Genomic DNA, 26,326 nt, shown 5'->3' with positions numbered 1-26,326 from the left:
GGCCGGAGCAGGACGGGCCGGCGATCAGTGACCGGCTTCGGCCGCGGCCCGCTCGGTGGTATGGAAGAAGATCCGGTTGGCCATGCCGTCGATCCGCACGACGATCAGCGTGGGACCACCCGTGGGCAGGGCGACCGTCGAGGTGTGGGCCGCCTGCTGACCGGCGGCGAGGGTGAGCACGCCCCGCTCGAGCACGGTGCTCGTCGCACCGCGCTCGGCGGTGACCGTGAACGGGTAGCCGCGGCCGGAGTCCGTCTGGTTGCCCAGGGTCCAGGTGAAGGCGAGCGGGGCACCGGGGCGATAGGCGGTCGGCAGGCCGGCGGGGCTGTCGAAGTACAGCTGCGCCGTGGTCTCGGACTGGCGTTGCGAGACCTGGGCCGCTCCCGGCAGCGACAGCACCCCGGCGGCCCACAGCACCAGCGCGGACACGACGAACACGACGACCAGCCCGGCCCCCAGGTACCGGGTCCCCGACCCCGGGTTCGGCGACGGTGTGCCCGGCCGGGAACCCGGCCGCGGGATCGGGGTGGTCTGGGCCGAGGTCATCCGCGGCCCAGCGCGCCGTTGACGGCGTAGGTGACCTCGGGCCGCCCGCCGATGTGTGCCAGCACGCGGTCGAGTCTCGCCCACTCGGCGCGGTCCGACACGACCCAGGAATGGCCCCACAGGTGGTAGACGCCGCCGGTCGCCCGGCAACGGTCGAACAGCGCGATCGCGATGTCGTCCCAGCGCCCGGTACGCACCAGCGAGGTGGAACCCACCACGCGGGCCGCCCGGACGACGTCGACGACCATCCGCTGGCGGGCGAAACGCCCCGTCTCCAGCGAGGTCGGCGCCTCCAGCGGGTTGTCCGCGATGCCCGTCGCCAGGGTCCGCACCGTGCGGGCGTAGGTGTAGCCGGCCCGGGCGACCATGTCGACGTGTTCCGGGGCGTACATCCCACGCGGATAGCAGAAGGTGGTGACCGGTTTTCCGACGAGGTCCTCGATGACCTTCTTCGAATCGGTGATCTCCCGCTCGGCACGCGGGCGCGGCACCCGGGTCAGCACCGGATGGGAAAGGGTGTGCGAACCGATCTCGAAATCGGCGGAAAGGTCCCGCACGGCGGTCGCGGACAGCCGGTCCGCCGGGGCGATCTCCACGTTGTCAGGGGCGATGTAGAACGTGCCGGCCAGCCCGTGTTGGCGCAGCATGTCGGCCACCAGGGTGTCGTGTCGATGGCCGTCGTCCCAGCTGGTCGTCACGGTCAGTCGGGTCATGCGAGCGCCGCCTTCCAACGCGTGGTGAGTCCGGCCCAGTCGTGGTCGAGAGCGACCGACCGGCAGTCGTCGTGAAACCGCCCGGCAGCGTCGCCGAGAAAATCGCCAAGCGCCTCGGCGAACGCTTCGGGATCCGGCTTGGACACGACCCCGTTGCGTCCGGTTATCAGACTTTTCGCCGCGTTGGCGGGATAGTCCGCGACCACCACCGGAAGACCGGCCGCGTTGGCCTCGAGAACCACCATTCCGAAACCCTCCCGGGTGGAGGGCAGCACCAGGACGGTGGCCGCCTTCATTCGGGCGTACACCTCGTCGGCCTCGGTCAGAAAACCCCAGAAACGAACGTTGTCGGCGAGGCCCAGTTCAGCCGCGCGGGATTCCAGCCGCTCCCGGTCCGGGCCGTCTCCGACGATGTCGCAGCGCACGTCGGGACGCGTCCGCACGAGGACGGCGAGCGATTCCAGCAGCAGGTCGACGTTCTTGAAGTCGCAGAGCCGGCCGACGTAGAGCACGTCCGTCAGCTGCTCGGCGGCGACGATCCGGTCGATCACCGCGAGATCCACCCCGTTGGGTACCACCGTGACGTCGGCGGACACCCCGATCTCCGCGGACAGCCGGTCGCGGGTGTCCGCGGAGACGGCGATGATCTGCCTGGGCAGGCGCAACGCGGTCCGCTCGACGAGGGCACCGACGCGTCCCGCGGCACCCAGGTACTCGGTCCAGTACTGGTCGCCCCACACCTCGTGGCAGGTGACCACCATCGACTGGCCACGCAGCCGGGTGACCAGCCAGACGCTGAACAGCGAGAAGAACGGGAACCCACAGCAGTCGACGATCTGGGCCCCGGACAACCCGCCGGAAAGAATCATGCGCAGGCAGGAGACACCGAAGATCAGTGCCTGCGAGATCGACCGGCGCCCGGATTCGGTGTAGAGCGGTCGCGCCTTGCAGACACCGTGGAACGCGATGCCGTCGATACGCGTGGTGGACGGGCCGGACCAGTACTGCATGCCGTACCAGTGCACGTCGTGCCCGCGGGCGGCGAGCTCCTTCGCGAGCGCGTGGTAGCGGCGCTCCGCACCACCTTTGACCCAGGGGTACACGGCGTCGTAGACAAAAACGATCCGTTGCGCCTCACTGTCAGCGAACAGTGGACGACGCGAGCCGAACAGCTTCCTCACGGATTTCCTTTCAAGGGGGATCACCGGTAGACCGCCGCCTCGCCCGCGTCATAGACAAGATTCTTGTTCGAATCGAGAAAGGCAATGGGATAGCGGTAGCGGACGGCGGTGCTGTCGAGCATTCCGATGGCCCGCGCCTTCGCCAGGTTCGCGTAGTCGAGATAGATGTAGCCGTTGACCGGTACCAGCGCCGGTGCCGCCCGGTTCTTCGCCGGCAGCTGGAACTGCCCGAGTACGGCCAGCGTCTCGGCCGAACTGCCGGGCGCTGGTGGCGGTGTGCCGTTGGCGAGAGCCTCCTGGCGGGCCATCCACTTCAGCGCCGAGACATCGGCGTCGTGTGGGTAGAAGCTCTCGTAGTAGTCCCCGTCGTTGGCCAGGTGCAGCTGGGGGATGTACGAGCCGGTGGTCGCGGCCAACAGCCCGGTGCTGGAGATCAGGAACACCACGGGCAGTGCGGCGGCGGCGACCAGTCGGGGTCCCCGGCGCAGGAAGCCGGTGGCGACCATCGGGCCGAGCACCGCCGGCAGCGCCAACACGATCAGGCTCTGCTGGAAGGCTCGGAGCAGGCCGTATTCGGCCGACAGGCTCGGCACCACCACCAGCACGCACAGGTAGATCAGCGAGGCCGCGCACAGGGCCGCGTATTCACGGCTCACCCGCATCCAGATCGGCCAGCGCAGCACCAGCGCGATCACCCCGAGCAGCACGAGCAGTTGCAGCACGACCGCCGAGCCGCCACGCAGCGCCCCGTTGAGGGCCTGCGGGTCGAGACCCACCGAGGACAGTGCGCGCCCGATCGTCGTCGGCGGGGTGAACTCGTCCTCGGCGTAGCGCAGCGGGTACCGGTCGACGACGTCACGCGGGAAGTAGGTGACGTTCGGCAGCCGGTTGTCGTAGGCGTAGCGGGCGAACTGGTCGACCTGGACCTGCGGGTCGACCGCGCCGCCCGAGACGATGCTCGAGCGGGTGTCCGACGAGCGTTCGCTGTCCCCGCCGTGCACCAGCGACTGGGCGGCCTGCCGCACGACCTCGGTCATGTTGTTCGCGGTGTGCGTCGCCGGGCCCGTCCAGAAGACGGTCAGCACGGCCAGCAGCACAACGGCGGACAGCGTGAGGATCCTGCTGTCCTCCCAGCCGGAGAACACCCGCCGCCAGCCACGTCCACTCACAGCCGCGGCAGTGGGAGCGCCGTGGTCGATCCTGCTCAGACGCACTGTCGCCGGCTCGACTCCGCCACCGGCGGCCGCGCTCGCCGGGCCACCCGTGCCCGCCACCGGACGTCCCCGCGGCCCCGCCAGCCGGCCACGTGCCCAGGCCAGCGTCGAACGCCAGCCGGACCCCGCGTCCAGGCACGCCCGTTCACCGAACCGGCGACCCAACCGCCGCCACAGCACCAGGAAGACCCAGGCGAGCAGGAACTGCCCGAGCATCAGGAACGTGGTCGAGTAGTGGCTGAGGACCGTGCCGAGGCCCAGGGCCAGAAACAGGGCCCGCCGGTGTCGGGCGGCGCCCGGACGATGCACCAGCAGCAGGATCATGCCGCCCTGGAACAGGAAGGCGATCTCCTGGCGGTTGAGCATCGACATGTCGGAGAAGAAGGTCGGGAAGGCGACGAAGTACGCGGCGGCGAGGACGCCCACCCGGTTGTCCGCGAGTCTGCGGCCCAGCAGGCAGGCCGCCACCGGCATCAACGCGAACAGGAACTGGTAGTAGATCTTGAAGATCGATGCCGCGGGGACGTCTAACAGCCCCTTGAGCATGGTGGGCAGCACCGTGATGCTCAGGCAGGCGTTGTACGGGTCACGGAAGTCGGCGATGTTCCAGCGCCAGTTCCCGAGCGTGACCTGGAAGACGTAGTACTCCCGCTGGATGTCGTGCCCGGTCGCGTACCAGCCGCGCAGGCTGGTCATCAGCTCGAAGGCGAGACCCACGCAGAACACCGCGTACAGGCAGTAACTGCTGGACAGCCCGTTCGCGCGGACCGCGAGAAACACGAACAGCAGGACGGTCGCGAGCAGCATCAGGACGGTCGGGCCGTTCGGCCCACCGTTGTCCAGCGAGATCGCGCCCAGGGCCGCGACGACGGGCAGCGCGGTCGGCACGGCGAACCGGAACACCGTCGAGGCGTTGGCCCCACGCCGACCGGCACCGCCGCGCACGCCACCCGGGCGAACCCGGCGCAGCCGCTGCACGGCGGGCAGCGCCCACAGCTCGGACAGTTCGGGCAGTCGCCACCCGGTCCGCCGCACGACCAGGCAGTACATGCCCACCGTCAGCAGCACCAGAGCCGGCAGGACCCGGCTCGGCGCCAGCGGATGAGCCACCCCGACCACCGGCAGCACCGTGTTCAGCAGCAGGCCCAGCAGCGTGGCCAGCAGCAACCCGGCACAGGTGGCCAGGTACAGCCGAAGCCAGCCGTCGAACACGGCCAGGCCAAGTCCGCGCAGGAGCAGATCGCCCGGGATCAGCAGGATCGCGGCCAGCCCGACGAGGGCCACCGGCCAGGGCGTGGTGCCGCTGAACGCGATCACGGCCGCCAGCACCGCGACGAGCGCCACGATCACCGTCTCGGTGCGCAGCCACCCCCCGGCGGGCCGAGTCCATCGGCCCGCCGTACCCGCGAGGCCGGCCATTCCCGCCGCACCCGCACCCGCTGTGTTGTTGGGACCCGCTGTGTTACCGGGACCCGCTGAGCCCGCCGGACGCGAAGTCGCGACCGTGGCCGGCTTCACCAGTCCCGTCACCTCAGCCAGTCGCAGACTGTCGGTCGAGCTCCTGCACCGCCTCCGACCGGGACGCGTCCGCGAACACCGGCGCGGCGGGCCCACCGGTGCGGGCGACCACGCTCAGGTGCTGGGCCTCCTGGCGGCTGCGCCGCGGGAAGGGCACCCGCACCGAGTACGACCGCAGGCCGGTGCCGCCGGTCTCGAGCTGGCGGGCGCGCCGCTGGCCCTTGGCGACCTTCGCCCGGTGGACGAACAGGTGGGACATGTTGCGCATGCCGTCCGACAGCGAGTTCAGCTTCTTCTCGCCGCCACGGACGCGGTACTCGATCGGAACCTCGGCGACCCGGAAGCCGCCGACGTGCGCGGCCATCTTGATCTCCTGGGAGAACGCCATCCCCGGCGACCGCACCCCGGCCTTGTCCCAGAAGTCCCGGGTGAACAGCCACATACCGGACTGCGAGTCGCGGAACGGCGACCGGAACAGCACCTTGGTCACCCCGGTGAACACCAGGTTGGCCCCGATGTGGTGCGCCGACATGGCGCCCTGGCGCAGCTGGCTGAGCCGGTCGGTGTTCAGGAAGTCCAGCTCGTCCGTGACCAGCCGGCCGAGAAGGCGCGGGAGGTCCTCGAACGGGTAGGTGCAGTCGGCGTCACCGGTCGCGATGACCGAGCCGCGGGCGGCGGGGATGCCCGCCAGGTAGGCGTTTCCGTAGCCGCGGTTCGGCTGGTACACCACGGTCATGCCGAGATCACGGGCGATCTGGCCGGTGCCGTCGGTGGAGGCGTTGTCGACCAGGATGACCTCGGTCTCCCAGCCGATCTCAGCCAGAGCGGCCCGTGGGATACCTGCGGCGACGCGCGGCAGGTTCTCGGCCTCGTTGAGCGCGGGAATGACGATGGAAAGAGTGGGCATATTCCCCCCCGGGAGACGGCTGCCCGCCTGGATGAACCCAGGCGCCAGCGCAGTTCCGTCGATTGATGAACTGGGTCGATGAATCGACCTCGAGGTCAGCGGCAGGCGGCCGTGACATCAATGGATATCGAGGCGCGGCGCAGCGGCGGCGTTTGCCTCAGTCAAAAAATCAGGCAGAGATCCGGGCGAGCCGAGGAGCCTCGACTTCACAGCTGCCCTGAGTCAACTCCAGTTGACCTCACACACGTTGGCACAGGACTCGCCCAGCCAGCGTTGGATCATTCTGCCTCCCCCGAGCTGCCCCATCAGGGCGCCGTAGCGATGCTAACACCGAGGCCAGGGTGGGTAGAAGGTGGAGCCTGCGGCCAACTTCCGGGCGCCGCCACCGCCACGCCTGTTGTTCGGCGAGAGTGACTGGAGAGTTGCTGTCTTGTTGTTCCACCCGGACGCCGACGTTGCTCAGCGCAGCATTATCGACGCGCAGCGACCATACCAGCCAGATATTAGTACGCTGAGCGCTTTACTTTTAACCCAGAGTCGCGATCCGCGATGCTTGCATTACTCAAAGAGAACGCTTGACTACTCAGTGCAAGATATGATCAACAATAGGGTCCGAGGTGTCAAATTGGCTGAATATGACAGCCATCACCAAATCCAGCCGTCAACCTCGAACCCGCAACCGGAGTACCCCGCGGGAATACCCCCACGGCAATCGAGTCAGCTGATCTCATTTGATCAACAATGTCGACGATGATGACCGACGGAAGCAAGGACGCTGAAATGATCAGCACCCGTCCCGACAAATTGGATAGCTAGCCAAATATTCAACAGGCTGGATCGCGACGCGTCCGGACGGCTACTGTAGGCGACAGTGATGGGATTCACGGTGGAACTGGTCCGGATCAGCGCCAGGAATGATCTGTTAGGCTTCTCTCGATAGCGCAGCATCGCGAGTCGGGGGTACTCGTGGAGGTAGCGCACTTCCACCGGTAGCGCCGTTCCAGAGGTGGCGCCGTTCGCGCAGGTCACCACATCCCCCGCTCCACGGAGATCTACCGTCTGCCGGCGCCGGAGTCCTTGGGCCCTGGCGCCACCCGGGAGAACGATCCCGCCCAGCAGACCCGGTATCGGCCGTGCAGCAATCGCCATGACCGAGCAGATCTCCCCGGCAGACCATAGTCACAGGGAGAATTCACTGCCAGGATCACGGGGACGACGGAAAGTGACCAGACCGCTCGCCCACCCACCAGTGGTGCCCGACGCGCTCAGGCCGGACGGGGGACGCCCATGACACAGGGCATCGACCCGGAGATGACCGCTCGCCTACGCCGGCCACCGGCACCCCGCGACCCGTCGGGCGCACCGTCGGACGACGCCGGGCCCACCTCGGCACACGACCACACGCCCGCTGACGACCATGTCTCGGCGCACGACCACACGTCCGCTCGGAACGAGGACACCCAGCGGATTCGCTACGTCCCGATGGACCGGGCCCGAGCCCGGGGGTACCGCGGGGCGGGCACCGAGGCGGACGGTGGCCCGGGTGTCGAATCCGCGCTTTCCTCGGCCCTTCACCTGACCGACAAGACCATGATCATCCACTTCCGGCATCCGGCCGACCTGCCGCTGCCCATCTGGATGCCGCCACACGGGTCGGCTCCGACCGGCCCGGACGCACCGCCCGGCACACACCACGCGGCTGGTAAGGACCATGCGGCCGGCACAGACAGTTCGGCCGGCACAGACAGTTCGGCCAGCACAGACAGCTCGGCCAGCACCGCCGGGTCGGCCAGCACCGCCGGGTCGGCCGGGCCGGAGCCGGTAGCGGCGCCGGGCGGCACCGACAGCCTGACCCGCAGTTCGATGATGCTGATGCTCGGCAGCCTCGCGGCGGCCGGTTTCGGCTTCCTGTTCTGGATCGTCTGTGCCCGGATCTACACCCCGGTGGAACTCGGTCAGGGCACGTCGCTGATCTCGGCGGCGGGCATGATCGGCTATCTCAGCATGCTCGGCCTGAACACGTCGTTCATGCGGTTCCTACCGACATCCGATCTGGATCTGCGCCGACGGCGGATCGGGGTCGGGTTCGTCCTGGTCCTGCTGGTCGCCGTGGCGGTGTCCAGCATGTACCTGCTGGGGCTGCCCTGGTTCGCCCGGGAGCTCCTGTTCGTCCGTGACGATCCGGTCCAGTCGGCGCTGTTCGTCGCCATGTGCGCGGCGACCTCGCTGAACCTGATGACCAGCGCGACGTTCACCTCGTTTCGCGACGCCCACTTCTCCATGTGGACGGACGGCATCACCACCGGCCTGCTGAAGATGGTGCTGCCGTTCCTGCTGCTGGGCATGGGGGCGTTCGGCGTGTTCGGCTCGTTCGGCGGGGCCAACGCGGCCGCGCTGCTGGTGAGCCTGCTGCTGATGTGGCGGCGCGGCTATCACCCCAGGGTCTCGTTCCAGGGGCGTCCGCTGCGCGGGATGGTGCGCTTCTCCGCCGCCAACTACGCCGCCGCGATGCTGGACCTGATCCCGATCCTGGTCGTCCCACTGATCATTCTGGACCGGCTGGGGTCGGCCGCCGTCGGCTACTTCTACATCCCGTTCCAGATCGCGAACCTGCTGTTCACTGGTGCGTTCATGGTCACCACCGCGCTGATGGCCGAGGGTTCCCAGCACGGCGCGGACCTCGGCGCGCTGCGTCGACGTTCGGCCCGGATGCTGGCGATCTTTTTGGTGCCCAGCTCGATCGTGATGGCCGTCGCCGGCCCGTCGGCACTGACCGTGTTCGGCAGCGACTACCCGCACCAGTCGGGACGCACCCTTCTGGTGCTGGCGCTCGCCGCTGTCTGCGTCGGCCTGAACAGCTGGGCGAACGCGATGCTGCGGCTGCAGGGCCAGCTCACCGTGCTGATCGTGACGAACCTGGTGTACGCCGCGCTGATCGACGGGCTGGCCTACGTCCTGGCGCCGCGGGGGCTGCCCGCGGTCGCGCTGTCCTGGCTGATCGGTAGCGGCGTCGCCGGGCTGTTCGGCGCGGTGTGCGTGCTGTTCGGCGCCCGCTCGGGCCGACACTCGGCCGCCTCGGTCGATCCCGCCGCGACGTCCGGGCGGGCAGGACAGGCTGGGCGGGCCGGACAGACCGGGCGGGCCCGGCGGGCCCGGCGGGCCCGGCGTCACTCCTCCGTGCCGGTTCCGGCCGCGGTCTCCGAGGCGGTCGCCGTCGCTGTTCCCGTTGCCCGGACCCCCTCGCATCGGCCCGGACATGCTCGCGTTCAGTAAGAGGTATGACGATCGACGCGGTCCGGAGCCGCCCCCGTCTGGTCACCACCGTGCTGGTGGGGGCGGCCGGCCTGCTGCTGCTGTGCGCCGGCGCTCGGCTGACCCACCTGGACGACCTGATCGGCTGGCCGTTTCCCGCGTTCAACGCGTTCACCCCGCTGCTGTACCTGCCGGCCTACCCGCTGGCCGCCGTGGCCCTGCTGCGATACGTCCGGCAGCGCGGGTCGGACACGCGGGGGCCGGCGGAGGCGGCCCGTCCGGCGAGGGCCATCACGATGGGTGCGGTCGCGGTCGCCATGGTGGGGGTCATCGCGTCGCATCTGGTCTGGACCGTGCCCGAGTTCGTCGGGGCCGGTCAGCGCGCCGGCTCCGCGTCGACGGCGGCATCCGTGCGGCTGATGACGGCCAACGTCAACGGCGCGAACACCGAGGTGGCACGGATCGCCGAGCAGCTCGACCGGGAACGGCCGGGGCTGCTGCTGCTCGAGGAGTACACGCCGCTGATCGCCGGGCGGCTGCACGGACTCACGCAGCTGCGCGCCTTCCCCTACGTGGTCGAACGCCCATCCCTGGAGCCCTACGGATACGCGGTCTTCTCCCGGTTTCCGTTGACGGGCCGCCCGGACCTGAACTCGGCCGGTTTTCCGTTCGCCCGGATGGACGTCGCGCTCGGCGGCGGCCGGCACGTCGAGCTGGTCGTCGTACACACCCGCTCGCCCGTGGGCGCGACCTACACCCGGCGCTGGGCGCGGCAGCTCGCGGACCTGCGCACCGATGCCTGTCAGGCGCGCCGACCGCTGGTGTTCGCCGGTGACTTCAATGCCACCCGCGACCATCGCCCGTTTCGCCGTCTGCTCGCCTGCGGACTGCATGACGCCCACGATGTGGCCGGCGGTGGCTGGTCACCGACCTGGAGCGCCACCGCCTGGTGGAAGGAGACGACCCGGATCGACCACATCCTGGTCTCCTCCGACATCACTGTCTCCCGCTATCACCGCGGCAGCCCGTTCGGCAGCGATCATCTGCCGATCTCGGCCGATCTGCGGATCTGATTCGCCCATCTCAGGGTCAGAAAGGGGCGCAGATGCACACGCGACTTCCCGCCCGCGATCGGCTTGAACTCGGCACGGTCTCCATGATGGGTCTCGGCCCGGTCCGGATGCCGTCCGTGGACGCGGTGCGCCGCGTGGTCTGGAACCTGGCCGCGCTCGATCCGGGCAACCGTCTGCTGCAGCGGGTGGACCCGGCGCACGGGCGGCTGCTCACCGTCGCGCCCAGCGGTCGGCGCCAGCACCTGCTCGACGTGATCCGCGAGTTCGACGACGATCCGGCGACCATCGGCGATCCGACCCGGGACCCGGAGCGGATCGGCGCCTGGATGGCCAACCGTTACGCCGAGGGTCTTGGGGATCTGCCGTTTCGGTTCTGGGTGGGTCGGCAGCACTCGATGCTCGAGATGTCGCACGCGGTCGGCGACGCCGGCCTGTTCATGGCCACCTGGACGAGCCTGCTGCGCCGCGCCCAGGACGAGGAGCTGCCCACGGAGCTGATCGAGACGCCGGTGCGCTACCCGCTGGTGCGCGCCCTGTGGAGGACCTTCGGTACCGGTGTCGGGCCGACCCGTGACCTGCTGGCCCAGTACCGGACCTCCCGCCGCGGCCGACGTGCGACCGCCTCACCCCACGGCCACCGCCATCGCCGCGACCGCGCGGGTGATCCGCGGGCGGGGTCGGCCGCGGCGTCCCGCCTGGTCAGCGTCTGCGCGACGTCGGACACCGATCTGAGCGACCGGGTACGGCAGTGGCGGGCCCGCAACGCACCGACCGCGTCCGCCAACGGGGTGCTCTACGCGGCGGCGGTCGTCGCCCTGGAACGGTCCGCGCTGCCCCGCCGCGCCCCGGGGCTCACGGTGCTGTTCGACGCCCGCCGCTATCTGCCCGACGGCGCCGCGATCGTCGGCAACTTCGTGGGCTGTGTCACCCTGACCCCGACGGACACCGCCTCACCACAGTCGATCACCACGGAGGTCCGGCGTACGGTCAGCTGCGGCCGTCCGCTGGCGTCCATCGGCGCCGCCCTGGTCACCAGCGTCATCCCGACCCAGCACCGCCCGGGCCGCGCGGACCACCCGCACCGGGCACCCCGGGCGGACCTGTCGGCGGGCGCCGAACTGACCGTCACCTCGCTGGGCGACCTGCCGCTGCTCGCCCACGTCAAGCCGCTGGTCACACCGGAGCGGATGTGGTTGCAGGGCATGGTGACGACCTCCGGTCCGGACGGGCTCACCTGCTCGTTCACCGGGCTCTCGGGGGCCGTCAACGTCTCCATCAGCTTCGACGCGAACCGGTTCGACCCGGCCGCGGTCCGCGGCATCGCGCGGCTGCTCACCGACGATCCGCTGGCGCTGCTGGACGCGCGGGCCGCCGGCATCCGCGACACAATGAACCTGAAATCTTACTGATGGTGACCACTGGGTCGGAGAGGTGGCCGGAGATGGCAGCAGTACCCGGGACGACGTCAGGCGGCGGGCCGCCGGTCGTTCAGGTGGGCGGCTTCTACCCGCCGCATCTCGGCGGCCTGGAGAACGTCATGCGGTCGATCGCGGAGGGCGTCGCCGCGTCCTGCGACGTCCAGGTGATCACCTCGGACTGCGGGGCGGCCGGGGTGGCTCGCCGGGAGCGCCGCGGTCGACTGCGCGTCCGTCGGGTGCGTGGGGTCGAGATCGCCCACACCCCGCTGGCACCCGGTTTCCTGCCGCGCATCCTGGCGGTCTCCGACCGCCACGTCGTCCACCTGCACATGGGGCACGCGCTGCTGCCCGAGATCGTGCTGCTCGCCGCCGCCCTGCGCCGCTTTCCCTATGTGGCCCACTTCCACATCGACGCGGACAAGTCCGGTCGGATGGGCGTTCTGCTCCCGCTGTACAAGGCGCTGCTGCTGCGTCCGGCCATCCGGCGCGCGGCCTGCGTGATCGCACTGTCCGACAAGGTCGCCCTCGACATGGCCCGCGAGTACGCGATCCCGCTCGAGCGGGTCCTCGTCATGAGCAACGGGGTGGGCCCCGAGTTCTTCGCCGACCAACCGGACGCGACACCCGAACCAACCAGAACGACCGAACCAACCAGAACGACCGAACCAACCGGGACGACCGGGACGACCGGATCACCCGAACCGGCCGCGGTCGCCGGCACGCCGGGCCGGCCGCTGCGGCTGCTGTTCGTCGGCCGGCTGACCCGGCAGAAGAACGTGCCCCGGCTGCTCGAGGCCCTGGGCTCCGTGCGGGCACCCGTCGAGCTCGTCGTCGTCGGTGACGGCGAGGACCGGGAGACGCTCGAGGCCCAGGTCACCCAGCTCGGTCTGCGCGACGCCCGGCTGGTGGGCCCCGAGACCGGCGACGCGCTCGCCCGGTGGCATCGGTGGGCGGACGTGTTCGTCCTGTCCTCGGACATCGAGGGCGGTCTGCCCCTGGTCGTCCTGGAGGCGATGGCCGGTGGACTACCGATCATCGCCACCGATGTCGCCGGGGTCAGCGACACCTTCGGCGACGCCGGCATCCTCGCCGCACCGAACGCGGACGCGCTCGCCGCCGCGATCGACCGGATGGCCGCCGACCCGGAGCTGCGGGCCAAGGCCGGCGCCCGCAACCGGGAACGCGCCGAGTCGTTCTCCTGGACCCGGCGCATCGCCGTCCTGCTGGAGCTCTACCGCCAGGTCCACCCCGACCACGACGGCCACCTCGACGTCGCCGCCCTGCGCCGCCTGCTCACGGACGGCTGACCGGACACCCGGACGCCCGGCACCCCGGCACCCCGGCACCCCGGCACCCCGGCACCCCGGCACCCACCAGCCCGCCTCAGGCGGTGAGCGCGCCGGTGAGGTAGCCGCGCAGCAGGCGTTCGCCCTCGTCGATGGCGGCGAGCTCGACGTACTCCTCGCGGGTGTGCGCGAGGTTGGGGTCGCCGGGACCGTAGTTGAGGGCGGGAATGCCGAGTTCGGCGAAGCGGGCGACGTCCGTCCAGCCGTACTTGGCCACCGGTGTGCGCCCGGTGGCGGCGACGAAGGCGGCGGCGGGGGCGGCGGCCAGGCCGGGTGGGGCACCACCGGAGAGATCGGTGACCTCGCACTCGTATCCGGCCAGCACCTCACGGACGTGCTCGACGGCGGCCTGGGGCGTCCGGTCGGGGGCGAACCGGAAGTTCACCGTGACCGCGCACGCGTCGGGAATGACGTTGCCAGCGACACCGCCGTCGACGCGCACCGCCGACAGACCCTCCCGGTAGGTGCAGCCGTCGAGAGTGACGCTGCGCGCCTCGTAGGCGGCGAGCCGCTGGAGCAGGGCACCGGCCTTGTGGATGGCGTTGTCCCCGAGCCAGGAGCGGGCCGAGTGGGCGCGCCGGCCGCCCAGGCGCACGATGACCCGCAGGGTGCCCTGGCAGCCGGCCTCCACCTCGCCGGACGTCGGCTCCATCAGGATCGCGAGGTCACCGTCGAGCCAGTCGCGGTGCTGTGCGGCGAGGCGGCGCAGCCCGTTGCGCGCCGCCTCGACCTCCTCGTGGTCGTAACAGATCCAGGTGATGTCGTGGCGCAGCGCCCCCGGCTCGGTCAGCGGCAGGGTCGCCGCCAGGCGCAGGGCGATCGCCACCCCGGCCTTCATGTCGGACGTGCCGCAGCCGTAGAGCCGACCGCCCTCGACCCGCGACGGCAGGTTGTCGGCGATCGGCACCGTGTCGAGATGGCCGGCGAGCACGATCCGCGAGGGCAGGCCGAGCGACGTGCGGGCGACGACGGCGTCGCCGTCCCGCTCGACGCGCAGCCCACCGATCCGGCCGAGGGCCGCCTGCACGGCGTCGGCGAGGGCCGCCTCGTCGCCGCTGACCGACGGCACGTCGACGAGGCACCGGGTGAGTTCCCCGACCGGCGCGCGTAGGTCCAGATCCATGCCGCCGACCCTACGGCCTGACAGCGTCCGGGCCATCCGACCTTCGGCTACCGCCGGAAGCCTTTCGGCCAGCCGTCGTCCACCACGACCGCGGACGACATCCCGGTCAGGCGCCGACGACTCTCCCGTCGGCGACCCTCTCAGCCTCCGGCGACGCCGTGTTCGCGCAGGATCTCGTTGAGAGCCAGCTTGTCGTGGATCTGGCCCTCGTCCAGGGTGCGCAGCACGACGATGCAGGGCATCCCGAAGTCGCCGGCGGGGAAGGTGCGGATACGGGTCGAGCCCACCGCGACCGCGCGCTCGGGGATCTCGCCGCGCGGATACTCCTCGCCGCTGGTCGCGTCGAACACGTGGGTGGACGCGGTGAGGATCGCCCCGGCGCCGAGCTTGGCCCCACGACGCACCCGGGCGCCGTCGACGACCATGCAGCGGCTGCCGACGAACGCGTCGTCCTCGACGACGACCGGCACGGCGTTCGGCGGTTCGAGCACGCCGCCGAGGCCGACCCCGCCGGACAGGTGCACCCGCTCGCCGACCTGCGCGCAGGAACCGACCGTCGCCCAGGTGTCGACCAGGGTGCCGGCGCCGACGAACCCGCCGATGTTGGTGTAGCTGGGCATCAGGATCGCGCCGGGCGCGATGTGCGCCCCCCAGCGGACGATCGCCCCGGGAACCACCCGCACGCCGTCGAAGCGGGTCTTCAGCGGCACCCGGTCGTGGTAGTGGAAGTCGCCGGCGGCGGACTCGACCATGTCCAGGACCTTGAACGACAGCAGGATCGCTCGCTTGGCCCGCTCGTCGACGACGATCGTGTTGTCGGCGGCGATGGTCGCGACCCGGGCCTCACCGGCGTCGATGGCGTCGACGGCGGCGACGACGCTCTTGCGCGCGTCCGCGTCGTCGGGGGTCAGGTCACCGCGGCGCTCCCACAGCTCGTCGATGACGGGATCGATCACGGAGGCGGCGCTCGAGGCGGAGCCGGCCGCGGTGGCAGGAGAGGAGTTGGAGGTGCTCACGGGCCTGACCCTACGAGGTTCCCGCCGCCCCGGACGGCGGGACCGTCGCAGATTACGCCGCAGCCGCCGGCCGGGGCCGACAGGTCAGCGGATGTCGGGCTCGCCGTTCCACGGCCGGTCGGTGCCGTCAGCGCCGTCGCGGCCCTGGGCCTCGTCGTCGTAACGGTGATCCGCCTCGCCCTCGTAACCGGCGGATCCGCCGGGGCCGGTGCGCGGCGGTACCCGTCGTCCGGTGTACGCACCGGGCCGGCCCTGCTGGTCACCGGGATGAATCGGATAACCGCCGGTGTGGGTGTCGGGTTCCGGCCGCGGCGGGTAGCCGGACCGTTCGTCGTGCCCACCGCCGTATTCCGGCCGCGACGGCGCATAGCCACCCCCACGCGGGCCGGAGTACACCTCCCGCTGACCGGAGTAACCCTCACCCTGGCCGGAGTAACCCTCGTGCTGGCCGCCATAGCCCTCACGCTGGCCGCCATGGCCCTCACGCGGGTCGCGGTAGCCGTTGGCGGACGGTGCGAAGGCACCCGGTGGCTCGGGATAGCGGTTCTGCGCCTCGGTGTACCGGTTCGGCGGCTCGGCGTACCCCTCGGGCACGTAGCCCCCGGACGGATAGCCCTCCGGCGCATAGCCCTCCCGGACGTAGCCTTCGGGACCGTAACCCTCGGGTGCGTAGCCTTCGGGCGGGTAGCCCTGCGGCGCCGCGGGTCGTCCGGCCGGGCGTGCCGGCTGCTGGCCGTAGACCGCCGCCGGGCTGGCCGGCGCCACCTGGGCCGGCTGGGGGTTCGCGGGCTGCGGATGCGCGACCGGGGGGATCATCGCCATCCGCTCGGGCACGGTCGCGACCTGCGAGTCGGGCGCGGTGAGCGCGACCCGCACATGGTTGCGGCCGGCCTCGCCGTAGAACGTGCCAGGAGCGACCAGAACGCCGACGCCGGCCAGCGCGTCCAGGGTGGCCCACGCGTCCTCGCCGCGGGTCGCCCACAGGTAGAGACCGGCCTCGCTGTGGTCGATGGTGAAACCGGCCACGGACAGCGCCGCCGCGAGCACCGCCCGCCGGTTGGCGTACCGGGCTCGCTGGTCGGCGACATGCAGATCGTCCGCGTAGGCGGCCGCCATCGCCGCCTGCACCGGGGTCGGCAGCATGAACCCGGCGTGCTTGCGCACCCCGAGCAGACCGTCGACGAGCTCCGGATCACCGGTGACGAAACCGGCCCGGTAGCCCGCCAGATTGGATCGTTTCGACAGCGAGTGCACCGCGAGCAGACCCTCGTGTGATCCGCCACACACATCTGGGTGCAGCACCGAGACGGGCCGGCTCTCCCAGCCCAGCTCGATGTAGCACTCGTCACTGGCGACGATCACGCCCCGCTCGCGGGCCCAGCCCACGACGGCACGCATCTCGTCGACCGTGAGGACCCGGCCGGTCGGATTGCCCGGTGAGTTCAGCCAGACGAGGGTGACCCCGTCCGCGGGACCCAGGACCGGCTCGCAGCGGGCGAGCAACGCCCCGACCTCGTAGGTCGGGTATGCGGGCGTGGGCACCCACACCCGGTCACCGGGCTCGAGCCCGAGCTGACCGGGTAGCTGGGCGACCAGTTCCTTCGTCCCGAGCACGGGCAGGACCGCCCCCGGATCGACGAGAACGCCGAGCCGACGGGCCAGCCAGCCCGCCGCGGCCTCCCGCAGATCCGGGGTACCCCCCGTCTGGGGATACCCGGGGGCATCCGCGGCGCCGGCCAGCGCCTGTTGGACGACGGCCGGCGTCGCGTCGACCGGTGTCCCGACCGAAAGATCGACCAGCCCGTACGGGTGTGTGCTGGCCTTCTCCTTGAAGGACGCGATCTGGTCCCAGGGGAAGTCGGGCAGCCGCACGCGGGAACGAGCCGGTGATCTCAGGACCCTCGAGGTGTTACCCGACCTCCCAGGGCCGCTCAGGACTCGCCCTGGGGAGCCAGCGCGGCGACGGCCGGCGGGTCGAAGCTCAACGCGCCGACCTTCGAGGCGCCGCCGGGCGACCCGAGCTCCTCGAAGAAGTTCGCGTTGGTGTCGGTGAACCCCTTCCACTGGTCGGGAACGTCGTCCTCGTAGTAGATGGCCTCGACCGGGCAGACCGGCTCACATGCCCCGCAGTCGACGCACTCGTCGGGCTGGATGTACAACATCCGCCCGCCTTCGTAGATGCAGTCGACCGGGCACTCTTCGATGCAAGCCCTGTCCTTGACGTCGACACAGGGTTCCGCGATGACGTAGGTCACCGGATGTTCCTCCTCGGGCTCACGGGCGACTGAGTCCCTAGTATCGACATGGACAGTTCCGTGTCGACAGCAAGGGCGTGCGCTGGTGGTGTATGTCGTCCGCATCACTCGGGCCGACATCGGCGCGCGAGTCATGATCCGGCGGCGCATCCCCGGGCCCATACCTCTCAGTGATGTCCTCGGGACGCTTCGGTCATGGTCGTCGCGCGTGCTGACGGTCGAAACGGCGGAAGGTGCTGCTGTTCAGATTACCGAGGATGACCTCGTAGCGGCACGCGTTATCCCCGCCCGGCCCCCCACGCGGCGGTCACGGGACGTGGCCGGAACGCCGATGGGCGAGCCTGCCAGCGATACTCGGACGAACACGGACCCGCCAGATTCTGGCACCATCGTCCGAACCCTGCCGGTCGCAGAGGCGACAATTTCTGGCATGACACAGTCGGTTCCCCCCGCCGCCACCCCCGCGGCGCCCGACGAGGGGGCGCAGGGCCGGTGAGCAGCCGCAGTCACAGCCGCGGCCAGTTCGCCGAGGTGGTTCGCCGTGAGCCCCTCGACCTCGCCGTGGCCTGCCATCTGCTCGCTCTCGAGGCCGACGCCGAGGCCAGTGCCGGTACCGCCGCCGGTGCCGCCGCCGCGCCCAGGGCCGAGACCGGCGCCGCGGCCGCCCCCGAGGCGGCTGCCGAGCCCGGCGCCGCAGCGAACGACGTCGCCGCCGGCCTGGTCGATCCGTCCAGCACCCTGACGGCGTTGGACCGGCTCGCCGCCCGGGCCCGTCCGCTGTTCACCGCCCGGGCTACCCCGGCCCGCCCCTTTCCCCGCGTCGACCACGGACGCCCCGTCGGTGCGGGCTCGGCGGGCGGATTCGGGTGGCTCGAGCCGCGGATCGCCGCCGAGGCGTTACACGAGGCCCTCGGCCTGGATGCCGGGTTCGCCGGTTCCGCGGACGACTACGACGATCTGCGTTCCTCGCTGCTGCCCGACGTGCTGCGCCGCCGCCGCGGGCTGCCGATCCTGCTGTCGGTGGTCTGGCTCGAGGTCGCCCACCGCCTCGGCATCGCCGCCTACCCGGTGGGTCTGCCCGGGCATGTCGTCGTCGCGGTCGGTTCCCCGCAGGACTTCGTCCTCGTCGACCCCTTCGACGCCGGACGGCTGCTGACCATCCACGACGCGGCGGCGAAGGTCCGCGCCGCCGGCACCGCGTTCAGCCGGTCACATCTCGCCCCGATGGACCCGGCCGACGTCCTCACCCGCATCCTGGGCAACATCCGCGTGCTGGCGGCCCGCACCGACGCGCCCCGGACCAGACTGTGGGCGGTCGAACTGTCCCTGCTGCTCCCCCACCATCCGGCCAGCCTGCGCCGGGAACGCGGCGAACTGCGCATCCGGCTCGGTGACTTCCTCGGCGGCGCGCGGGACCTGACCTCGTTCGCCGACACGGTCGCCGAGGTCGAACCGACCGCCGCCGCCGCGGCCCGACAGGCCGCCGTCACCGCGCGTGCCCGCCTGAACTAGCGGTCCGTTCGCGCGGCCTGTGGGGGTCGTGCGCGGCCCTGTGGTCGTGGCGCGGCCTGGCCCCTCTCCGGTCGTGGCGCGGCTTAGCGGGTCGTGGCGCGGCTCAGGTGGCGTCGCGGGGTGCGGGTGCGGCCGGGGTGAGGTAGCCGCCCTGGTAGAAGACCAGGGGCGCGGCATCGTCGCGCCACTGTTCGAGGTGGACGACCTCGCCGATCACCAGCGTGTGGTCACCACCGGGATGGGTGGCGACCGTGCGGCATTCGAAGACCGACAGGGCGCCCTCGAGCAGCGCCACCCCGGTGTGCGGGCCGACGGTGTGCGCCCATCCACCCAGCCCGTTGTCGTCGCCGCCCTGATCACGCTCACGGTCGGCCGCGCGTCGCGCGAAGTGCCGGGACACGTCGGCCATGTCCGCGGCGAGCACCGACACCCCCCAGACACCGGCGGCCAGTAGCGGAGCGTGAAAATGCGCGTCCCGGCGGATACTGGCCAGCACCAGCAGCGGCTCCAGCGAGACGGAGACGAACGAGTTCGCCGTCATACCCAGATGGCGCTCGCCGATCCGGGTCGTCAGGACGGTCACCCCCGTCGCGAACCGCGCGACCGCCCGACGGAACTCACCCGCTTCCAGAGGCGCCTGGACGGCGAACGAACCGTTGCGGGTCTCCTGCGGCAGACTGCCCACCCGACCCACGCTACCGCCGTCCAGCCACTCCCATCGCCCGGACGGCAGGACCCGTGACAACCCGACACACTTCGGCCCCATCCACCCACCGAGAACACCGCTGGCCACCCCGCGGCGTGCCACCCCGTCAGGGCAGGCCTCAGCGGGGCGGCGGCAGCGCCGTCAGGCCGCGCCGGGCCCGGCCGAGGACCGTCACCACCACCGGGCACAGCCCACCCAGCAGCAGGAACGCGTACGCGCTGGCAGTGGCCCGCAGCATCAGATCACCCTCGGGCCGCGTGCTCGCCAGCAGCAGCACGACCGGTGTCCAGCCGATCAGGACGGTCATCGGCCCCAGCCGCGTCCCGGTCAGCCAGCGCAGCAGCAGCGCCGCGGCGGTGTTGCCCAGCACGGCCAGGCCGAGCCCGTACGACAGCGGAACACCCGCGGGACGCGGCCCGTCCGCCAGGAAGACCACCCCGTACAGGCCGAGGCCGACCCCGAGCCCGACGCCGAGCGCGTACGCACCGCCGAGAAACAGGCGCCCGGGTTCCTCGGATCGCGTGACGCTCCCCTGACCGCGCGCCCCATCCGCCGCGCCCGCCGGCTTCGACGGATCGGCCGGCTTCGACGGATCGACGGGGCCCGCGTCCCGGGCGGAGTGTCCGGTTGGACCCGCCGTGCCGCGCCGCGACGACGTCGAGCGCGGCGGCGTCGACCGGGGCGGTGTGGGGCGAGGACCGGGACTGCGGCTGGGCATATGTCGACAGTAGGACATGCCGTGTTCGGACCGACATCCGTCGAACACCACCGGGCCGGCTGAATCCCGGCGCGGCAGCGGCACCGGAGGCATCCGCACACTCAGGTCGTGACAAGCTCCCGCGGAACCACCACGACGTCCACGAGAGCCCCGCGACGCCATACGGTCAGCTCCACCGGCCGGCCGATCGTCTCCTGGGTCAGCAACCGTTGCAGATCACCGGGTGTGACAATGGGAGCGCCCGCCAACGACAGCACCAGATCGCCGGTGAACAGCCCCGCGACCCCCGCGGCACCGCCCACGATCACCTCGGCGAGCCGCACCCCGTGCTGCTGCCCGGTCAGCCGGGCCACCGCCGGCGGCAGCGGCACCCGCATCCCCGCCACCCCCAGATAGGCACGCCGCACCCGTCCGTCCCGCATCAGGGCCGCGAGGATCCTTCGGGTCGTGGCGTTCACCGGGACGGCGAGTCCCAGCCCGATCCCCGCCACCGCCGTGTTCACCCCGACCACCCGGGCATCGGAGGTGGCCAGTGCCCCACCGGAGTTACCCGGGTTGAGCGCGGCATCGGTCTGGATCACCTCGTCGATCACCCGCGCCGCCGTGCCCGCTCGGGTCGGCAGCGACCGTCCGAGCGCACTGACCACTCCCGCCGTCACGCTCCCGGTCAGCCCGAGCGGATTCCCCACCGCCACCACGAGCTGCCCCACCTGGAGGTTCGCCGCGTCCCCCAGGACCGCCGCCCGTGGCGTGCTCCCCCGTGCCCGCAGCACCGCCAGGTCGGACAGCGGGTCCGCGCCGACCACGTCGAACTCCCGCTCCGTCCCGTCGGCGAACTGCGCGACCCCGACCGCCGAGCCCGTTCCCGCCGCCGATCCGGGGCCGCCACCGCGCCGCCCGGCGCTGTGCCCCTCGATGACGTGCGCCGAGGTGAGCAGGAAGCCGTCATCGGTGAACACCACCGCCGACCCCGCTCCCACCCCACCCCTGGTCCGCACCCGCAGGCTCGCCACCGATGGCGTCAGGGTCGCCGCGACCCTGGTCACCACGGCCGAGTAGGCATCCAGCGGCTCCATCCCCCGCCCGCCGTCGTGCCGGTTGTCGTCGTGCCGGTTGTCGTCGCGTCTGCTGCTGCCGAACATCCGACCTCCCGGGCCAGATACCCCAGATTTGCAGGGATTACAGCATTACAGACGCTGCTCGACCCGCGACGATTCCCGCCACCGCCCCTTCGGGCCGTCCGACGTCCTTGAACAACCGTGGTCGGGTTCCGCCGGGGTCCAGCGGGGAGACCGCCGGGCCCTGATCGTTCACTGTGCCCGGTGACGCCCGGAGGTCAGGTGGCACCCGGAGGTCAGGTGGCACCCGGAGGTCAGGTGGCACCCGGAGGTCAGAGGTCGATGCCGGCCAGGAGGTCCTGCTCGCGGCCGTGGGCGGTGGCGCCGGGGCCACGTTCGCCGGCGGCGAGGACGAAGAGCTCGGTGCCCCAGGCGCGCTGGCCGATGCCGTCCGCGAGGGCGAAGAAGAAGCCGTCGACGGCCATCTGGGTGCGATGAGCGCGCATGGCCGCGATCTTGGCGTCGAGGAAGGGTTCGGCGGCGGTGATCTCGGTGGTGATGGCGTCGTCCTCGACGAAGCGGACGGGGAGATCGTCCACGGAGGCAAGGCCCGCGAAGGGGTTGTCGGTGGTGGCCTCGTCGCGGAAGTGCTCGAAGCCAGCGACCGCCTGGGAGCGGGACATCGCGGTCTCGTAGCGCTTGGCGGGCTGCCAGGGAGCCCCGGTGCCGGGGGCGAAGGACGGGTCGGCGGCGTCGGTGAAGGCGCGGGCGGTGACCTCGTGGGCGCGGATGTGATCGGGATGGCCGTAGCTGCCGAACGAGTCGTAGCTGACGAGCACGTGCGGGCGGATCTCACGGACGATCCGGACCAGCTCGGCGGTGGCCTCGTCGAGGTCGGCCTGCCACAGGCTGCGGGGATGGTCGTTGGGCGGGGTGCCCATCATGCCGCTGTCACGGAAGCGGCCGGGGCCGCCGAGGAAGCGGTGTTCGGTGACGCCGAGCGCGGCGCAGGAGCCGGCCAGCTCACCGATGCGGTAACCGCCGAGCTGGTCACCGAGGTCAGCGCGCAGGTTGACCAGCTCGGGCACCAGGACCTCGCCCTCCTCGCCGAGCGTGCACGTCACCAGCGTGACGGACGTCTCGGGCGCGGCGGCGTAGGAGGCGATCGCGATGCCGGTCGAGATGACCTCGTCATCGGGGTGCGCGTGCACGAACATCAGCCGGCGAGCGGCCGACGCGGCGGAACACGGGCTGACGGCGGGCGGCGGCACGGCGAAGGACGTCACGGTGGTGAACCCTACGGCCCACATCCGACAGTTCCGCGCCGCCGTCCGACGCCTCACATCAGCGGCGGCGCGACCGCAGCTTCTCGCGCTCACCCGAGGTGAGGGCGACCTTGCGCATGCGGACGAAGCCGGGGGTCACCTCGACGCATTCGTCCTCGCGGCAGAACTCCAGCGCCTGCTCGAGGGTGAGGACACGGTGCGGGGTGAGGCGCACCAGCTCGTCCCCGGTGGACGAGCGCATGTTTGTGAGCTTCTTCTCCTTGGTGGGGTTGACGTCCATGTCGTCCGCCCGGGAGTTCTCACCGACGATCATGCCCTCGTAGACCTCGATCGTCGGGCCGACGAACATCGTGCCGCGTTCCTGCAGGTTGAACAGGGCGTACGCGGTCGTGGGGCCGCTGCGGTCGGCGACCATGGAGCCGGTGGCGCGGGTACGCAGCTCGCCGAACCACGGCTCGTAGCCCTCGAAGACGTGGTGCAGCAGACCGGTGCCGCGGGTCTCGGTGAGGAACTCGGTGCGGAACCCGATCAGCCCGCGCGCGGGGACCAGGTACTCCAGCCGAATCCAGCCGGTGCCGTGGTTGATCATCTGCTCGACCCGGGCCTTGCGCAGGGCGAGCAGCTGGGTGAGGGTGCCGAGGAACTCCTCGGGGGCGTCGATGGTCAGGCGCTCGACCGGCTCGTGCACCTTCCCGTCGACGACCCGGGTGACGACCTGCGGCTTGCCGACGGTGAGCTCGAACTCCTCGCGGCGCATCAGCTCGACGAGCACGGCCAGCTGCAGCTCACCACGACCCTGGACCTCCCAGGTGTCGGGACGCTCGGTCGGCAGCACGCGGATGGACACGTTGCCGACGAGCTCGGCGTCCAGCCGGTTCTTGACCAGGCGGGCGGTGAGCTTCTTGCCGGACCGACCGGCCAGCGGCGAGGTGTTGATACCGATCGTCATGCTGATGGACGGCTCGTCCACCGTGATGACGGGCAGCGGGCGCGGGTCCTCGACGTCGGCCAGCGTCTCGCCGATGGTGATGTCGGGGATGCCGGCGACGGCGATGATGTCACCGGGCCCGGCCTCCTCTGCGGGCACCCGGTCGAGCGCCTGGGTGATCAGCATCTCGCTGATCTTCACTCGCTGCTGGGTGCCGTCGGCACGGCACAGCATGGCCTGCTGGCCGCGGCGGATCGTCCCGTTGTGCACCCGGCACAGCGCGAGGCGGCCCAGGTACGGGGACGCGTCGAGGTTCGTGACCAGCGCCTGCAGCGGTGCGTCCGGGTCGAATGACGGCGCCGGGACGGTCTCGAGCAGCACGTCGAACAGCGGCTTGAGGTCGGGCGAGTCGGGGCTCACACCGTCCTCGGGACGGGTCGTCGAGGCCCGGCCGGCCTTGGCGTTGCAGTAGACGATCGGGAAGTCGATCTGCTCCTCGTCGGCGTCGAGGTCGAGGAAGAGCTCGTAGGTCTCGTCGACGACCTCGGCGATCCGGGCGTCGGACCGGTCGACCTTGTTGATGAGGAGCACCACCGGCAGCCGCTTGGCGAGCGCCTTGCGCAGCACGAAACGCGTCTGCGGCAGCGGGCCCTCGCTCGCGTCCACCAGCAGGACGACGCCGTCGACCATGGACAGGCCGCGCTCGACCTCACCACCGAAGTCGGCGTGGCCAGGGGTGTCGATGATGTTGACGGTGATGTCGCCGTAGCGGACCGCGGTGTTCTTCGCGAGAATGGTGATGCCCTTCTCGCGCTCCAGGTCCATCGAGTCCATCACCCGATCAGTGAGCTCGGCATGCTCGCCAAACGCGCCGGACTGGCGCAGCATGGCGTCGACGAGCGTGGTCTTGCCGTGGTCGACATGGGCGATGATGGCCACGTTACGAAGATCGGCACGTGTGGACACGGTGGGACGCTCCGGGGCGGACATGGGGCTCTCGACCCCGCACAAAAAGGACGGCGGCGCGCGCGGACGGCGACACCACATTGGGACGGCCCGGCGCACAGACTCCCGCACTCGGGTGGCGGCGACTGCCGTACCACTCCCCATGGTACGGACCCGGCCGCCCATCCATGTCCACCCCACCACCGACCACCCACATCTGCCACCGGATGCCCACCGTCCGCTCACCGGACAGCCACTCCCCGGCCATCAACCGCCACCCGGTGATCACGCTTCACCCCCCGGCCGCGCCAGCCCCCGGATCCACGGGAGAGCCGGAGCCACGGGAGAGATGCGTCTAGGACCAGTCGAGGGGGGCGGGAGAGGCGAGAACGTCGCGTAGACGGTCCACCAGCGGGCCGTCGGCGGGCATCCAGGGGACGTCGTCGAGTTCGGCGGCGCTCAGCCAGCGCAGCGCGTCATGGGCGACCAGGCGCGGGCGTCCCCGTGTGATCCGGCCGCACCACACCCGCAGGACCCAGCCGGGGCTGGCCAGATCGACCTCGCCGAGCGGCGGGCCGATCTCGATCTCGACGTCGAGTTCCTCCCGACACTCCCGGGCCAGCGCCTCGTGCTCGCTCTCGCCCGGTTCCACCTTGCCACCGGGAAACTCCCACATCCCCGCGTAGGCGGACGGCTCCTGGCGCCGCGCGGCCAGCACCCGAGGCCCGGTGGCAGGGCGTCCATCAGGACCGGACGGGGAGCCGGGGTCGGAACGGGAGCCGACGTCCGAGGGGAGGTCGGCGTGGGACGGGGACCCGGGGTTGGGATGGGGCTCCAGGTCGAGCAGAGCGACAGCGACGACCAGTCGGCCCGCCGCTGGCGGGTGGGGGGCGCAGGCACCCGGACCGCGCGCATCCACATTCATGCTGCCGGACTCTCCCAGACTCCCACCGATTTCGGGCGCAGTCCCCTCGGTTGGACACCCCCGAGACGCGCAGACCACCGAAAACCACGACCCTCGGCGGTTCAGGGAGGTCGGCTCGGGGGAGCCCACCTGCATCCGATCATCGCGCCCGGTCGCCTGCCGGCAAGCCCGAGGGAACCGTACGGGGGCCGGATCGCGTCGTCCACAGGGCGGTGCGGCGCAGCACCAATTCACGGTGGACGTGTTCGACTGGACACACCCCGACGTCAGTCTCGACTCCGGCCGGCGGTCGCGCGGACCGTCCGGCCCCCGTGCAAGGAGGACAGCGATGCCGACCAAGCAGACCCGCCTGGACAACGCCGAGGTCGCCGACGCCCTGGCGGCCCTCCCCGGCTGGCTGGGTGACGCCGACCGCATCCAGCTCGAGATCATCGTGGACGGCGACGAGGCCGACGCGATCAGCACCGAGGTGCTGCGGGCCGCCGACGAACTCGATCATCACCCGGTGATCGACCGTGGCCCCGGCACCCTGACCTTCACCGTCTGGACCCACTCCGTCGGCGGCGTGACCGATCTCGACGTCACCCTCGCCCGCCGCATCTCCCACCTGCTCAGCTCCGCCGGCATCGCCTACTAGACCGCCACCGGACGGCGCACGACCACGGTCGCGGCCGCTCCCGCGACCG

General features: G+C 71.2%; 22 protein-coding genes. 7 read left to right on the top strand and 15 right to left on the bottom strand.

Annotated elements, in window-relative coordinates; genetic code table 11:
• Window positions 1-24: 24 nt before the first annotated feature.
• From MXD59_RS07855 to MXD59_RS07835, 5 genes are all read right to left on the bottom strand, one after another.
• Window positions 25-546: a hypothetical protein gene (locus MXD59_RS07855; RefSeq protein ID WP_248824103.1), complete on the bottom strand. Its 522-nt coding sequence runs from the start codon at window positions 544-546 to the stop codon at window positions 25-27.
• Window positions 543-1,259, bottom strand: a complete 717-nt coding sequence (locus MXD59_RS07850; RefSeq protein WP_248824102.1) for a polysaccharide deacetylase family protein — start codon at window positions 1,257-1,259, stop codon at window positions 543-545. The genes MXD59_RS07855 and MXD59_RS07850 overlap by 4 nt, the downstream gene beginning before the upstream one ends.
• Entirely contained in the window at window positions 1,256-2,440 is a 1,185-nt protein-coding gene (locus MXD59_RS07845) for a glycosyltransferase family 4 protein (RefSeq protein WP_248824101.1), read from the bottom strand. Before MXD59_RS07845 ends, MXD59_RS07850 begins: the two co-directional genes overlap by 4 nt.
• A 20-nt stretch (window positions 2,441-2,460) precedes the next feature.
• The gene (locus MXD59_RS26905) at window positions 2,461-4,998 is read right to left on the bottom strand and encodes a DUF2206 domain-containing protein (RefSeq protein WP_248824100.1); all 2,538 of its coding nucleotides are present in this window, start codon (window positions 4,996-4,998) and stop codon (window positions 2,461-2,463) included.
• Between the two features lie 187 nt (window positions 4,999-5,185).
• Window positions 5,186-6,079: a glycosyltransferase family 2 protein gene (locus MXD59_RS07835; RefSeq protein ID WP_248824099.1), complete on the bottom strand. Its 894-nt coding sequence runs from the start codon at window positions 6,077-6,079 to the stop codon at window positions 5,186-5,188.
• Window positions 6,080-7,366: 1,287 nt separating this feature from the next.
• On the opposite strand from MXD59_RS07835, the gene MXD59_RS07830 reads away from it, so the two are divergent.
• Genes MXD59_RS07830 through MXD59_RS07815 form a run of 4 tightly spaced genes read left to right on the top strand, consistent with a single transcriptional unit; the run spans window position 7,367 to window position 13,129 of the window.
• The gene (locus tag MXD59_RS07830; RefSeq protein ID WP_248824098.1) at window positions 7,367-9,352 is read left to right on the top strand and encodes a lipopolysaccharide biosynthesis protein; all 1,986 of its coding nucleotides are present in this window, start codon (window positions 7,367-7,369) and stop codon (window positions 9,350-9,352) included.
• Window positions 9,353-9,357: 5 nt separating this feature from the next.
• Window positions 9,358-10,404, top strand: a complete 1,047-nt coding sequence (locus MXD59_RS07825; RefSeq protein ID WP_248824097.1) for an endonuclease/exonuclease/phosphatase family protein — start codon at window positions 9,358-9,360, stop codon at window positions 10,402-10,404.
• Window positions 10,405-10,436: 32 nt separating this feature from the next.
• On the top strand, window positions 10,437-11,813 hold the full coding sequence (locus MXD59_RS07820; RefSeq protein WP_248824096.1) for a hypothetical protein: 1,377 nt from the start codon (window positions 10,437-10,439) through the stop codon (window positions 11,811-11,813).
• A gap of 32 nt (window positions 11,814-11,845) precedes the next feature.
• Complete coding sequence (locus MXD59_RS07815) at window positions 11,846-13,129, top strand: glycosyltransferase family 4 protein (protein ID WP_248824095.1); 1,284 nt, start codon at window positions 11,846-11,848, stop codon at window positions 13,127-13,129.
• A 76-nt stretch (window positions 13,130-13,205) separates the two neighbouring features.
• On the opposite strand, the gene dapE is transcribed toward MXD59_RS07815, so the two are convergent.
• The 4 genes from dapE to fdxA all read right to left on the bottom strand — a co-directional run bounded on the left by dapE (window position 13,206) and on the right by fdxA (window position 17,562).
• The gene (gene dapE / locus MXD59_RS07810; protein WP_248824094.1) at window positions 13,206-14,291 is read right to left on the bottom strand and encodes a succinyl-diaminopimelate desuccinylase; all 1,086 of its coding nucleotides are present in this window, start codon (window positions 14,289-14,291) and stop codon (window positions 13,206-13,208) included.
• A 140-nt stretch (window positions 14,292-14,431) separates the two neighbouring features.
• Window positions 14,432-15,307: a 2,3,4,5-tetrahydropyridine-2,6-dicarboxylate N-succinyltransferase gene (locus MXD59_RS07805; protein ID WP_248824093.1), complete on the bottom strand. Its 876-nt coding sequence runs from the start codon at window positions 15,305-15,307 to the stop codon at window positions 14,432-14,434.
• Window positions 15,308-15,391: 84 nt separating this feature from the next.
• Window positions 15,392-17,179: a succinyldiaminopimelate transaminase gene (gene dapC / locus MXD59_RS07800; RefSeq protein ID WP_248824092.1), complete on the bottom strand. Its 1,788-nt coding sequence runs from the start codon at window positions 17,177-17,179 to the stop codon at window positions 15,392-15,394.
• A 59-nt stretch (window positions 17,180-17,238) separates the two neighbouring features.
• Window positions 17,239-17,562, bottom strand: coding sequence for a ferredoxin (gene fdxA / locus MXD59_RS07795; RefSeq protein ID WP_163548667.1), 324 nt, complete (start codon window positions 17,560-17,562; stop codon window positions 17,239-17,241).
• Between the two features lie 85 nt (window positions 17,563-17,647).
• On the opposite strand from fdxA, the gene MXD59_RS27655 reads away from it, so the two are divergent.
• Together MXD59_RS27655 and MXD59_RS07790 are read left to right on the top strand one after the other, a co-directional pair.
• A complete protein-coding gene (locus MXD59_RS27655; RefSeq protein WP_443673207.1) occupies window positions 17,648-18,058 on the top strand; it encodes a putative acetyltransferase in 411 nt (136 codons plus the stop codon).
• Window positions 18,055-19,074, top strand: a complete 1,020-nt coding sequence (locus MXD59_RS07790) for a transglutaminase family protein (protein WP_248824091.1) — start codon at window positions 18,055-18,057, stop codon at window positions 19,072-19,074. Before MXD59_RS27655 ends, MXD59_RS07790 begins: the two co-directional genes overlap by 4 nt.
• Window positions 19,075-19,177: 103 nt before the next feature.
• Here the strand turns inward: MXD59_RS07790 and MXD59_RS07785 are convergent, their stop codons facing one another.
• The 6 genes from MXD59_RS07785 to MXD59_RS26325 all read right to left on the bottom strand — a co-directional run bounded on the left by MXD59_RS07785 (window position 19,178) and on the right by MXD59_RS26325 (window position 25,640).
• On the bottom strand, window positions 19,178-19,759 hold the full coding sequence (locus tag MXD59_RS07785; protein ID WP_504858343.1) for a flavin reductase family protein: 582 nt from the start codon (window positions 19,757-19,759) through the stop codon (window positions 19,178-19,180).
• A 139-nt stretch (window positions 19,760-19,898) separates the two neighbouring features.
• Window positions 19,899-20,498 (bottom strand): DUF6113 family protein, encoded by a 600-nt coding sequence (locus MXD59_RS26900; RefSeq protein ID WP_308301669.1) that lies wholly within the window; start codon window positions 20,496-20,498, stop codon window positions 19,899-19,901.
• 101 nt (window positions 20,499-20,599) lie between these two features.
• Entirely contained in the window at window positions 20,600-21,574 is a 975-nt protein-coding gene (locus MXD59_RS07775) for a S1C family serine protease (protein WP_248824257.1), read from the bottom strand.
• Window positions 21,575-21,888: 314 nt separating this feature from the next.
• Window positions 21,889-22,773, bottom strand: coding sequence for an N-acetyl-1-D-myo-inositol-2-amino-2-deoxy-alpha-D-glucopyranoside deacetylase (gene mshB / locus MXD59_RS07770; RefSeq protein WP_248824256.1), 885 nt, complete (start codon window positions 22,771-22,773; stop codon window positions 21,889-21,891).
• Between the two features lie 127 nt (window positions 22,774-22,900).
• Window positions 22,901-24,736 (bottom strand): translational GTPase TypA, encoded by a 1,836-nt coding sequence (gene typA, locus MXD59_RS07765; protein ID WP_248824090.1) that lies wholly within the window; start codon window positions 24,734-24,736, stop codon window positions 22,901-22,903.
• Between the two features lie 334 nt (window positions 24,737-25,070).
• Window positions 25,071-25,640 (bottom strand): (deoxy)nucleoside triphosphate pyrophosphohydrolase, encoded by a 570-nt coding sequence (locus MXD59_RS26325; RefSeq protein ID WP_283096541.1) that lies wholly within the window; start codon window positions 25,638-25,640, stop codon window positions 25,071-25,073.
• Window positions 25,641-25,968: 328 nt separating this feature from the next.
• Between MXD59_RS26325 and MXD59_RS07755 the strand changes: the two genes are divergently transcribed.
• Window positions 25,969-26,277 carry a 4a-hydroxytetrahydrobiopterin dehydratase gene (locus MXD59_RS07755; RefSeq protein WP_248815833.1) on the top strand — a complete coding sequence of 103 codons (309 nt, stop codon included), beginning with the start codon at window positions 25,969-25,971 and terminating at the stop codon, window positions 26,275-26,277.
• The last annotated feature ends 49 nt before the right edge of the window (window positions 26,278-26,326 follow it).

Origin of the sequence: Frankia umida (genome assembly GCF_023242945.1) — a bacterium.
In the GTDB taxonomy this organism is placed as follows: domain Bacteria; phylum Actinomycetota; class Actinomycetes; order Frankiales; family Frankiaceae; genus Frankia; species Frankia umida.
This window is presented reverse-complemented; position numbering and strand designations above follow the sequence as displayed.